Here is a 12,310-nt window from a genome sequence, read left to right as displayed (position 1 = left end):
ACAGCTCGGAGGCCTGGCGACATTCCGGTACCTCCCGAAGCCCTCCCGAGGGCGTTTCGGCAATCCTGCGATGAAACCTTGGTGTCCTGGCTCTATCGACTGACTCGTCATTCACCCGTAGCGTCTTGACAACCGGTTTTCATCTGGCATGATTTGGACCATGAACAACAAGCAGACCGCCGATGCGGCGGGAGGAACAGCACACACGATTACGAAGCGGCTCCGAGAGCGCGGGGTCCACCTGATTGACCTGGAAAACCTCGTCGGATCGGGCCATGTCACAGAGGTGGCCGCATGCAACGCTCGTGCCATGTACTTCGCCACCGGGGTAGTGGCCCTGGGCGACCACGTGATCGTCAGCACTAGCCATCACAACCTCTTCGTGGCTAAGTCTGTGTGGGGCGACGCTCGGGTTGTAGCGCGATCTGGTCGCGATGGCGCCGATCTCGCGCTCCAGGAGGTGATGGCGACCGAGAATCTCCACCAGCGGTTTGGGCGCTGCCTCTTGGCCACCGGGGACGGCGGGTTCGCCCACCCTGTTGCGGCATTGATTGCCCTCGGGCTGCCAGTTGGGGTAATTGCGCCAAGGGATCGGCTGTCCCGCGCACTCAAATTGGCTGCGTCTGCTAGTTGTGAGATCAACTTCATCCCATCCGACCTCAACACATGGAGTGCATCTTGACCGGGCCAACGATTCGGATGACGGTCAGCGATATCGCGGAACTCGCCGGCGTGCAGCGGTCCACTGTCTCGAACTGGCAGAGGCGTCACGACGAATTCCCCGCACCTCTGCCGGACTCGCCACCCGGGCGACCCCAGTTTGACGCTGCTGCTGTTCGCGATTGGCTGGCCAACCGCTATCCGGACAAGGTGGTAGGCAACGACCGCGCCGGCGAGCTCGTCCGGAACTGGCGGTACACCACCAATGATGTGCAATGTGACGATGCAACGGATCCGTTGACGCTGCTGATCGCGGCAATCCAGGGTGAACGCATCACTTACTGGGATGGTCCCTACGACGAGCGCTACCCGATAACGATCGGTGCGGACAGCCTTGACACCAAGATTCGCGCCACCAAGTCCCAGGCAGGGGCAATCCGCGAGTTCCTCGAGACGGAGATCAGCGCCGACGTTGTCGACAAGGCAGCGTTAGTCGAGCGCGCAGCGCAAGAGTTTGACGAGCTCGATCGTTGGCGACGCACTCCTGAGGCGTCCTCAGCCCAGCGGAACTTGCATAGTCTCTTGGCAGGTCTGGTTCATGAACAGTCGACCAGCGTACTCGACTTCGCTTGCGGGACAGGTGCCCTCTTGCTCGCGACAGGTCAGAAGCACCCAGCGGTGGAACTCGTTGGAATGGAACCAGACTTCGTGAAGGCGTTCATAGCTGATTCCCGATTAGCGCAACGGGCCAATACCGAGATTGTGATCGACGCTGACATCCTTGAAGTCGACACGCTTGAAGGGCGCACGTTCGATGCTGTCGTCAGCATCCCCCCATTTGGACAAAAACTGGAACTTGGAAACGAGAGGATGCGACGATTGCCCCTTGGGCCCGTCCGAGGCTCTGCCGATGCCGCATGGCCGCAACTCGCGCTACAGGCACTTTCGCCAGACGGCGAGGCATTTCTCGTACTGCCGCACAGTCTCGCCTCTGAAGACCGTTCTGACCAGTTCCGCCGCGCGCTGATTCAAAGAGGTCTGCTCGCAGCAGTAGTGACCCTGCCGTCGAATGCCCTTCCTACGAGCAAAAGTGCGCCCCACCTATGGATTTTGTCCAATCGGCGTGAGCCAGTTGCAAACGTTCTTTTCGCTGACTACTCGACGTTGAACCCGTCGGACGCCGACGGGTATGGCGACCTAGCACACACGTTGTGCAATTGGCTCGATGATCCGTCCAGCCAGACCGTCCTTCCAACCGACGATCCACGTTTTGTGGCTGTCACACCCATCAAATTGCTCGGGCCGACAGTGATCCTCGACCCGCAGTACTGGTGTGCTCACGTTGCTACGCCCACATCGGCACCCGAGCTAATTGAGATGGTCGAGGCCGCTGCCGCCACCCTTGACCAGGCTCGACAATCCGTCTTGGCGGCAGGCATTCCAACATCTCGCCTTGTGCCTGATCGTGCCGCGATAGTCACCGTTCGCGAGGCACGAGAAGACATGTGGGTCAAGATGATCCGTAGGGGTGCAGGTCGTCGAGACCACAAGTCAGCGCTTGACGACGTCGCGGGGACCGAGCCGCCCAAGCTACGGATTCAGGACGCCGACTTGATGTGGCGCGGCGAGGACGGCGTGATGCGTTACGCCGACGCGAAGGCGAGCCCCGATCCGCACAGCCAGAGAAATCTTGTAGAGCCAGGTGACGTTCTGGTGTGGGCGACCCCCGATCGGCAAGTCCGTGCCACCGTATCTACCGTCGGCGGCTTTGTTCCTTCACACGAGATCACTGTTCTACGTTGCGATCCGGAGAAACTGAACCCCTACTACCTTGCCTTGAGCCTGGCCGCTGGTCGCAACAGTGTTCACATCACTGCATCAAACACGCCGGGTCTGCGCCCACTGGACCTTTCGTTCCCACTAATTCCAATGGAACAACAGATTCAGCTCGCCAACCACGCACAAGCCGTATACCGTCTTCAGGCGGCAGCCCAGACCGTCGCCTCAGCCGCAGCGGCTTACTGGCAAGCACTTGCCGACGCTACCGGGTCGGGATCAGTTGGGACTTCGATCCCAGGGCCGGAGGAATGATGACCAAGTTTCTCAATAGTGCTGAATGAGAAGGGAGCCGGGCTGCGACTCGGCATGAAACGCCTTGGGGTGGGAGCAGGCAGGCACGGTTTAGGACGCTAGGGCCTATCCCCAAGGCTCGGGACAGGATCCAGCTTGGGGCTCGGGTCGGTCGGCTCCGATCGTATTCTCCCGGCGCTGTCTGCCGGGACCAATGTCCAGGCATTCCATCCACGGTATTGGTCCTTCTAGGCGTTCTCATCCTTGATGTGTTTTGGGCCCGAGGCCTGCCTGTTCGACAACCTTGCCGGATCCGGCCCTGATGGCGCTCACTACTCAAAGAGCTGAAAGGCGAAGCCTCCGACTTCAGCCGCCACCTCCCGGCGTAGCGGCCCAGAAAGGGCGCGCGTTCGAATCTGGGAAGCACGAGACGACTCAGCCGCTATGCGCCACCGTTGGGTCCATTCCACAACCGCGTTCGATGTTGCGATTAAGCATCTCGTCTACCGATCTGGCACGAGCGTTTGAGTAGCTCCTCAGTAACTCCCATGCATGCACCCCGCCGACTCGACGGCTCCAACGACGGTCGCCCTGCACTGACGCAGCAGATGCTGAACCCAGCGGTTAACTCAGAGCGGGCGCGGAAACAATATGCGAGGTGCTGTCCCGAAATTCTTCCCGAATACCCAACGGTCCTGCGCTATCCAGAAGGGGCAATTCGGGACCCATCCTTGTCGGTGGGCCGGAGTACGGTTTCACCCCAACACCTAGAACGTCAGAGGGGATCACATGAACGACATTGCCGCCAGCATTGAACAACCGCACCATAAGTCCACCGCTTCTGGCCGTTATCGCACGTTTCTCCTTACGGTTCTCACCGTGGCGGCAGTCGCGGCTGTTGGCCTGCTCGGCACTTTAACGTGGTATGCAATCACCGACCACATGGCTGATGCCGCAGCAAGGAAGATAGAGGTCGACAATTCGGCACTAGCCAAGACTGTGACAGTCGGCCTGCAGAACTTGATTGACACCAACGAGTCCACGATGGACGGTCACTTTCGGTATGAACAGGACCTCACGCTGTTCCAGGTGGTACCCGGCGGCAGCGAATACCGTGGATTGGTAAACGCGAGATCAGACAAAGGTACCGAAGTGCCGGTTGAAGTCACGGCGTACGCGGACACGGTCAACGGCCCCTTGTTCTACGAAATAGATCCATCGTCGAACATGCGCCTAGCGCAAATTGCCGAGAAAGAGCACCCGAAGACCTGCTCCGCCTACCAAGACTGTTAGTCATCGAATGCGCGACCGACTATCGCCGAGTAGCCGTTCACTCAGAGGGACAACGCCAAGAGTCGCTCGGAGGCGGGCAACATTGTTGTCCCCCGGAAGAACCGCCGACCCCTACCTTCCCCGCCAGAGCCGCGAAAGCCCCAGCGCACCAAGCGCACCCACTCCCGCAGCCCCCAGCCACTGCCGCGTCGAGAGCCCCTCGTCGGGGCCGACCCGCGGGGTGATCACTGCCGGCGCGGGCGCCGGCACCGGCTCGTCGCGCAGGTTCTCCGCCGACGTCGCCGCCCACGCCGTCGAGAACAGCAGCAGCCGCGCGGTGATATAGGCGAATACCATCAGGCCCAGCACCGGGCCGAACGTCGCCCCGGCCGGGCCGTGCACCACCGACCGCAGGTAGATCGAGGCCACCTGCTTGAAGATCTCGAAGCCCACCGCCGCAATCAGTCCGGCCTGCACACTCGAGCGGAAGCTGATCGACTCCCGCGGCATCCGCGCGATCATCCAGGTGAACAGCAGCCAGGACACCAGCCACGACATCACCAGCGACACCGCCCGCAGCACCCCACCCAGCGCGGTCGCATCCGGCACCCCGAACCAGCCCAGCACCTTCTCCATCAGCGCGGGGTCGGCCAGCGCGGTCAGGCCGACCGTGATCGTGATCGCCAGGAACGTCGACAGCAGCACCAGCAAGTCCTTGAGCTTGGTGCGCACGAAGTTGTCCGGGTCGGCCCGCTGATCCCACATCTGGCTCAGCGCCTCGCGCAGATTCGCGATCCACCCCAGCCCCGCCCACGCCGCGGTCGCCAACCCGATCACACCCACCGAGGTGCGCGAGTCGATCGCCGAGTCCATCAACCCGATCAGCTGCTGACCCAGCTCACCGGAAACCGTTGCCTTGATCCGGTTTTCGATCTCCGTCAGCAGGTGCGGACGGCTGGCGAGCATGAAGCCGGCCGCCGCGAAACCCACCATCAGCAACGGGAACAGCGCGAAGATCGTGTAGTAGGTGATACCCGCGGCGTAGAAGTCGCCCTTGGACTTGTCGTAGCGCTGCTGGGCGCGCATGACGTGGTCGAACCACCCGTAGCGGGCCCGCAGCCGGTCGAGGATGCCCGGTGTGGCCGGGTCTGCCATGCCAGCCTCCCGCGGGGATTACGAACTTGTCGGCAAAAACCCTATCCGCTCGTATACCCGTCCGATGGTCTTGGCAGACACCTCGCGGGCACGCTGCGCGCCGACGGCGAGGATGGCCTGCAGTTCGGCGGGATCGGCCAGCAGTTCGTTCACCCGCTGCTGGATCGGCGTCACGTACTCGACGACCGCCTCGGCGGTCTCCTTCTTCAGGTCCCCGTAGCCGCGGCCCTCATACCCCGACACCAGGGCGTCGACGTCGACACCGGTCACCGCGGACTGGATCGACAGCAGGTTGGACACCCCCGGCTTGGCCTGGACGTCGTAGCGGATCTCGCGCTCGCTGTCGGTGACCGCCGAGCGGATCTTCTTGGCCGACACCTTCGGGTCGTCGAGCAGGGCGATCAGCCCGGCGTCGGCGGCCGCCGACTTGCTCATCTTGGCCGTCGGGTCCTGCAGGTCGTAGATCTTGGCGGTGACCTTCGGGATCATCGGGTCCGGGATCACGAAGGTGTCCGGGAAGCGGGCATTGAACCGCTGAGCGACGTCGCGGGCCAGTTCCAGGTGCTGACGCTGATCCTCGCCTACCGGCACCAGGTCGGTGTCGTAGAGCAGCACGTCGGCGGCCATCAGCACCGGATAGGTGAACAACCCGACGGTGGTGGCCTCGGCGCCCTGCTTCTGCGACTTGTCCTTGAACTGGGTCATCCGGGAGGCCTGCCCGAAACCGGTGAAGCAGCCCAGCACCCACGCGAGTTCGGTATGGGCGGGCACATGGCTCTGCACGAAGATCGTCGCCCGCGCCGGGTCGATGCCGAGCGCCAGATACTGCGCGGCAGTGACCAGGGTGCGCTGGCGCAGCGTCTCGGGATCCTGCGGCACGGTGATCGCGTGCAGGTCCACCACGCAGAAGTAGGCGTCGAAGTCGTCCTGCAGATCCACCCACTGCTTGATCGCGCCGAGTGCGTTACCCAGGTGCAGGGAGTCGGAGGTCGGCTGGACGCCGGAGAAGACGACACGACGCGGTGAGGTGCTCATGATGGATCAATCCTGTCACGAGCCGTTTCGCGGCTAGCATCCTGCTCGTGCGCGCACTGGCCGTCCTGTTGTCGTCGTTGGCGTTGGTTCTGGCCGCGTGCGGGGGTGGTGGCGAGGCCAAGCGGCCGGCGTCGACGGCCGTGGTGATCGTCTCCGGCGGTGACGCCACCAGCCCGTTCACCACCCCGGATCAGGCCTGCGCCACCGGGCTGGCCGCGGGGAATTCCGACACGGCGCTGCGCGAGTACCTGCTCGGCAAGGGCTACACGGTCTACACCTCACCGGCGATGGCCGGCCGCGGACAGGTCGTCGACCAGACCGGCTTCGGCGCATTCGGGGTGTGCCCGGTGACCCTGCCGGAGAACATGACCGTGAATTCGACCGGCAGTATCGACACCGCCGGCGAGCACCTGGCCCGCTTCCTGAACTGGCTGCACACCGACAAGGGCGTTAACGAAGTCGACTTCGTGGCGCACTCGATGGGCGGGCTGTATTCGCGCGCCGCGATCCGGGTGCTGACGACCACCAACTCACCGGTGAAGGTGCGCTCGCTGACCACAATCGGCACACCCTGGCAGGGCTCCTACCTGTCGGACTACGCCAACGGGCTGCTGCCGCTGACCGACTGCCTGGGCGACAAGCTGTGCGAGACGGGCATGAAGAGCATGGCCGACGAGGTCAAACGACTGATGGCCGGCTCCGGCCGCGAGGTCAACCAGGCTTATCTGATGGGCAAGGACGGCTGGAACGAATTCCAGTCCGGTGTGCTCGACAAGACCCCGGTGGTGCTGATCGCGGGCAAGAAGTTCAACCCCCCATCCAGCAGCGCCGGCAAGATCAACCCCGCGGTCTGGCCCAACGACGGCATCGTGGCGTTGCAGAGCGCGCTGGCGGTCGACATCGGTGACCCGGTGCTGCCGCACCGCCGCTGCTACACCTTCGACGACACCCACTCGATCTACGTCTCCAACGCCGCGGGACTGGAGTGGAAGACGGCGCTGACGTGGGACCCGCAGGTCTTCGACGTGGTGCGCGAGGCCATCGAGAATGCCCCGAAGGCTCTCGACGGGCCCAATCGGGAAGGCTGCCCGAGCTGATGCGCCGCCTCCTGATCGCGGCGGCCTGCGCGCTGCTGCTGGCCGGCTGCGGCGACAAGGCCACCACCACAACCCGGTCCGACCCGGCGCACGCCGTGGTCCTGGTGTCCGGACTGGCCAGCGACAGCCCGTTCACCACTCCGGAGACTGCCTGCACCACAGGACTTTCCGCGGGCAGCGCGGACACCGCGCTGCGCGAGTATCTGCTGACCGCCGGCCGCACGGTCTATACCGCACCCGCTCACGCCGGCCCCGGACAGGTGCGCAACCAGACGGGTTTCGGCGCCTTCGGATCCTGCCCCGCTCCCCTGCCCGACACCATGACGATCGACAGCACCGGCAGCATCGACCTGGCCGGTGAACACCTGGCCCGCTTCGTCGAGTATCTGCATAAGGAGAAGGGCGTCAACGAGGTCGATCTGGTCGGCCATTCGATGGGCGGGCTCTACGCCCGCTCGGCCATCCGGGTGCTCACCGCAACCGGAGCACCGGTGAAGGTCCGCTCTCTGGTCACCATCGGAACACCCTGGCAGGGTTCGTATCTGGCGGATTTCTCCGACGGCACCGTGCCCTTGGGCGCGTGCGGGGGCGACCAGTTCTGCCAGGACCAGATGCGCGGCTACGACAAGGACATCGCGAAGGTGTACCCGTCGGGCTCCGCACACGAACTCGGAGCCGATTACCTCAAGGGCTGGAACACCTTTCAGTCCGGTGTCCTCGACCCGATTCCCGTGACCCTGATCGCCGGTACCCGCTTCGCACGCCCCGGCGATCCGGTGGTGTGGCCCAATGACGGGATCGTCGCGCTGCGCAGTGCACTGGCCGCCGATGTCGACGATTCGGTGCTGCCGCACCGGCGCTGCCACTCCTTCGACGACACCCACAGCGACTACGTGTCGATGGTCAGCAAGCTCCCGAAAGAGACTGCGCTGCCCTGGGATCCGCGGGTGCTGGATGCGGTCGCCGCCGCGGTGGACAACCCGTCGATCGACGGCAACAACCGCGAAGGCTGCCCGGCCTAGCCGAACTCGACGGTCACCGGCGCGTGGTCCGACCAGCGCAGCGCGTAGGCGGCCGGCTTCTCCACCCGCCCCGTCACCGTGCGGGCCGCCAGGCTTTCACTGGCCAGGTGGTAATCGATCCGCCAGCCCGCGTCGTTGTCGAACGCCTTACCGCGCCACGACCACCAGCTGTACGGGCCGGCCACCTCGGGGTGCAGCCGGCGCATCACGTCCACCCAGCCGGAGTCCATCACCTCGGTCAGCCACTGCCGTTCGCTGGGCAGGAAGCCCGCCTTCTTGACGTTGGCCTTCCAGGCCTTGATGTCATTCTCGGTATGGGCGATGTTCCAGTCGCCGCAGATCACCGCGTCGCGCCCGTCGGCGGCCAGCTCGCTCATCCGCTTGGCCATGCCGGACATGAACCGTTCCTTCTCCAGCTGGCGATCGGTACCGGCTTCGCCGGTGTGGACGTACACGCTGCCCACCGTCACGTCGGCGACGTCGACTTCGAGATAGCGGCCATGCAGCTCGAATTCGGTTGCGGGCAGCCCGATCCGGACCGCAGAGAACGGCGTCCGGGACAGCACGGCGACACCACTGCGCCCTTTGAGGTGCGGGGCCGCGGACGCCAGGTGCCAGCCGTCGGCAGTCGCCGGCGCCAGCGCCTCGGCCAGCTGCTCGTCGTCGGCCCGGGTCTCCTGCAGGCACACCACGTCGGCGGTGGTGTCCGACAGCCAGGCCAGCAGGCCCAGGTTCTCCGGTGAGCGCTCACGCACCGCGGCGCGCACCCCGTTGACGTTGATGGTCGTCACGATCACGGAGAAAACCTACCTTGCGATACCGGCGGTATCACCTTACGGTCGGGGTATGGCACCACGCGAGCCGATTCATCTGGGGGCAGGTCAGCCGATCCTTCTGCTCCATCCGTTCATGATGTCGTCCTACGTGTGGAAGGACGTCGCGCCGACGCTGGCCGGCACTGGCCGCTACGAGGTGTTCGCGCCGTCGATGGCCGGGCATAACGGTGGCCCGGCGACCCGCTCCTGGTTCCTGGACACCGCCACGCTGGCCGACCATGTCGAAGCCCAACTCGACGAACTCGGTTGGGACACCGCCCATATCGTGGGCAATTCGCTGGGCGGCTGGGTGGCCTTCGAACTCGAACGCCGCGGGCGGGCCCGCACCCTGACCGCGATCGCCCCGGCCGGCGGCTGGCACCGCTGGTCACCGGTCAAGTACGAGATCGTCGCCAAGTTCGTCGCCGGCCTCCCGGTCTGGCTGACCGCCCTGCTGCTGCGGGAGCGAGCGCTGAAGCTGCCGCTGGCCCGTCAGGCCGCGAGCGTGCCGATCAGCGCCACCCCGGCGGGTCTGACCGACACCGAGCTCAACGCGATCATCGACGACGTCACCCACTGCCGGGCCTACTACCAGTTGCTGATCAAGGCGCTGCTGCTACCCGGGCTGATGGAACTCACCGAGACCACGATCCCGACCAACCTGGTGATCTGCGAGCGCGACCGGGTGCTGCCGCACCCGCGGTTCACCAAGCACTTCCTCAAGCACATCCCCGCCATCGACGAAGTGACCACTCTTGATGGGGTGGGCCACATTCCGATGTTCGAGGCACCGGAACGCATCGCGGATCTGATCGCCGGCTGGGTCGACGCGCACACCCCACCGGTGCAGCGCGCCGACGAGCGCGGCGCCTGACTCAGCCCTGCGCGGCCTCCAGCGCGGCGTTGAACGTCTTGCTCGGCCGCATCACCGCGGCGGTCTTCTCCGGGTCCGGGTAGTAGTAACCACCGATATCGGCGTGATTGCCCTGAACCTCGTTGAGCTCAGCCACGATCGCGTCTTCCTTGTCCGCCAGCTCCTTGGCCAGCGGGGCGAAGTGTGCGGCGAGTTCGGCGTCCTCGGTCTGCGCCGCCAGTTCGGTGGCCCAGTACAGCGCGAGGTAGAACTGGCTGCCCCGGTTATCCAGCTCGCCGGTCTTGCGCGACGGACTCTTGTTCTCGTCCAACAGCTTTCCGACCGCGGTGTCCAGAGTGGTGGCCAGCACCTTAGCCTTGGCGTTGTCGGTCTTGTTGCCCAGGTCCTCCAGGCTGGCGCCGATCGCGAGGAACTCACCCAGCGAATCCCACCGCAGGTGGTTCTCCTCCACCAGCTGGCTGACGTGCTTGGGGGCCGAGCCACCCGCACCGGTCTCGTACATGCCGCCGCCGGCCATCAGCGGCACGATCGACAGCATCTTGGCGCTGGTGCCCAGCTCCAGGATCGGGAACAGGTCGGTCAGGTAGTCGCGCAGGATATTGCCGGTCGCCGAGATGGTGTCCTTGCCGCGGATCAGGCGCTCCAGGGTGTACCGCATGGCCCACACCTGCGGCAGGATCGTGATCTCCAGACCCTCGGTGTCGTGGTCGGCGAGGTAGGTCTTCACCTTCTTGCGCAGTTCGTTCTCGTGCGGACGCTCGTCGTCGAGCCAGAACACCACCGGCATCCCGGACAGCCGGGCCCGGGTGACGGCCAGCTTGACCCAGTCCCGGATCGGCGCGTCCTTGACGATCGGCATGCGCCAGATGTCGCCTTCTTCGACGTTCTGGCTCAGCAGCACCTCACCGGTCTCGTTGTCGACGATGTCGGCGACGCCGGCTTCGGGGATCTCGAAGGTCTTGTCGTGGCTGCCGTACTCCTCGGCCTTCTGCGCCATCAGCCCGACGTTGGGGACGGTGCCCATCGTCGTCGGGTCGAACTGCCCGTTGGTCTTACAGAAGTTGATGACCTCCTGGTACATCCGGGAGAAGGTCGATTCCGGGTTGACGGCCTTGGTGTCCTTGGTGCGGCCGTCGGCGCCGTACATCTTCCCGCCGAGCCGGATCATCGCCGGCATGGAGGCGTCGACGATGACGTCGGAGGGCGAGTGGAAGTTCGAGATGCCCTTGGCCGAGTCCACCATCGCCAGCTCTGGGCGGTGCTCATGGCATTTGTGCAGGTCTTCGATGATTTCTTCGCGCTGCGAGGCCGGCAATACCTCGATCTTGTCGTAGAGATCGGACAGACCGTTGTTGACGTTGACGCCCAGTTCGTCGAACAGCGCCTGGTGCTTGGCGAAGGCGTCCTTGTAGAAGACCTTCACCGCGTGGCCGAACACGATGGGGTGGCTGACCTTCATCATGGTGGCCTTGACGTGCAGCGAGAACATCACGCCGGTCTTGTAGGCGTCCTCGATCTGCTCCTCGTAGAAGTCGATCAGGGCCTTCTTGCTCATGAACATGCTGTCGATGACGTCGCCCTCGTCAAGCTTCACCTCGGGCTTGAGCACGATCGTCTCGCCGCCGGCGGTCTTGAGCTCCATCCGCACACTGCGGGCCTTGTCCAGCGTCATCGACTTCTCACCGTGGTAGAAGTCGCCATGCTTCATCGTCGCGACGTGGGTGCGCGAAGCCTGTGACCACTGGCCCATGCTGTGCGGGTGCTTGCGGGCGTACTCCTTGACCGCCTTGGGGGCGCGGCGATCCGAGTTGCCTTCGCGCAGAACCGGATTCACGGCACTGCCGAGCACCTTCGCGTAGCGGGTCTTGATCTTGCGCTCGTCGTCGTTCTTCGGGTCGTCCGGATAGTCGGGCACGTTGTAGCCCTTGGCCTTGAGCTCCTTGATGGCGGCCGTCAGCTGCGGCACCGAGGCGCTGATGTTGGGCAGCTTGATGATGTTGGCCGCCGGGTCCTGGGTGAGCTCGCCGAGTTCGGCGAGGTTGTCGGGCACCCGCTGCTCCTCGGTGAGGTAGTCACCGAATTCGGCCAGGATGCGCGCGGCCACCGAGATGTCGCTCGACTTGACGTTGATCCCGGCCGCCTCGACGAAGGTGCGCAACACCGGCAGGAAGGCGTACGTCGCCAACAGCGGCGCCTCGTCGGTGAGCGTGTAGATGATGGTCGGCTGCTGGTCGCTCATGTGCTGTTCTCCAGGCGTCGTCTTCAGTCAGTTGTCGGTAGCGGCTATCAGTATCGCGTCGCTCCCGACGC

10 protein-coding genes are annotated in these 12,310 nt (G+C 64.5%); 6 read left to right on the top strand and 4 right to left on the bottom strand.

The window, feature by feature from the left end; genetic code table 11:
- The first annotated feature begins 160 nt into the window (after positions 1-160).
- The 3 genes from BN3385_RS08520 (at position 161) to BN3385_RS08510 (ending at position 4,023) form a co-directional block, all read left to right on the top strand.
- Entirely contained in the window at positions 161-682 is a 522-nt protein-coding gene (locus tag BN3385_RS08520; protein ID WP_156432640.1) for a PIN domain-containing protein, read from the top strand.
- A gap of 17 nt (positions 683-699) precedes the next feature.
- Positions 700-2,751, top strand: a complete 2,052-nt coding sequence (locus BN3385_RS08515) for an SAM-dependent methyltransferase (RefSeq protein ID WP_059016103.1) — start codon at positions 700-702, stop codon at positions 2,749-2,751.
- 768 nt (positions 2,752-3,519) lie between these two features.
- Positions 3,520-4,023: a hypothetical protein gene (locus BN3385_RS08510; RefSeq protein ID WP_059016102.1), complete on the top strand. Its 504-nt coding sequence runs from the start codon at positions 3,520-3,522 to the stop codon at positions 4,021-4,023.
- A 111-nt stretch (positions 4,024-4,134) separates the two neighbouring features.
- Here BN3385_RS08510 and yhjD read toward each other — a convergent pair whose 3' ends face one another.
- A complete protein-coding gene (gene yhjD, locus BN3385_RS08505; protein ID WP_059016101.1) occupies positions 4,135-5,157 on the bottom strand; it encodes an inner membrane protein YhjD in 1,023 nt (340 codons plus the stop codon).
- Positions 5,158-5,175: 18 nt separating this feature from the next.
- Complete coding sequence (gene trpS, locus BN3385_RS08500) at positions 5,176-6,192, bottom strand: tryptophan--tRNA ligase (RefSeq protein WP_059016100.1); 1,017 nt, start codon at positions 6,190-6,192, stop codon at positions 5,176-5,178.
- A gap of 47 nt (positions 6,193-6,239) precedes the next feature.
- Between trpS and BN3385_RS08495 the strand changes: the two genes are divergently transcribed.
- Both BN3385_RS08495 and BN3385_RS08490 read left to right on the top strand, forming a co-directional pair.
- Positions 6,240-7,289 (top strand): alpha/beta hydrolase, encoded by a 1,050-nt coding sequence (locus tag BN3385_RS08495; RefSeq protein ID WP_059016099.1) that lies wholly within the window; start codon positions 6,240-6,242, stop codon positions 7,287-7,289.
- A complete protein-coding gene (locus BN3385_RS08490) occupies positions 7,289-8,311 on the top strand; it encodes an alpha/beta hydrolase (RefSeq protein WP_059016098.1) in 1,023 nt (340 codons plus the stop codon). The genes BN3385_RS08495 and BN3385_RS08490 overlap by 1 nt, the downstream gene beginning before the upstream one ends.
- On the opposite strand, the gene BN3385_RS08485 is transcribed toward BN3385_RS08490, so the two are convergent.
- A complete protein-coding gene (locus tag BN3385_RS08485) occupies positions 8,308-9,108 on the bottom strand; it encodes an exodeoxyribonuclease III (RefSeq protein ID WP_059016097.1) in 801 nt (266 codons plus the stop codon). The two genes, BN3385_RS08490 and BN3385_RS08485, sit on opposite strands and share 4 nt — an antisense overlap.
- A 49-nt stretch (positions 9,109-9,157) precedes the next feature.
- Between BN3385_RS08485 and ephH the strand changes: the two genes are divergently transcribed.
- Positions 9,158-10,000: an epoxide hydrolase EphH gene (gene ephH, locus BN3385_RS08480; protein WP_059016096.1), complete on the top strand. Its 843-nt coding sequence runs from the start codon at positions 9,158-9,160 to the stop codon at positions 9,998-10,000.
- Position 10,001: 1 nt separating this feature from the next.
- On the opposite strand, the gene BN3385_RS08475 is transcribed toward ephH, so the two are convergent.
- Positions 10,002-12,239 carry an NADP-dependent isocitrate dehydrogenase gene (locus BN3385_RS08475; RefSeq protein WP_059016095.1) on the bottom strand — a complete coding sequence of 746 codons (2,238 nt, stop codon included), beginning with the start codon at positions 12,237-12,239 and terminating at the stop codon, positions 10,002-10,004.
- Positions 12,240-12,310: the final 71 nt, after the last annotated feature.

Origin of the sequence: Mycobacterium sp. M26, assembly GCF_001494595.1 — a bacterium.
Taxonomy (GTDB): Bacteria; Actinomycetota; Actinomycetes; order Mycobacteriales; family Mycobacteriaceae; genus Mycobacterium.
Note: the sequence above shows the minus strand (reverse complement) of the source record. Positions and strands in the feature narration are given on the sequence as shown.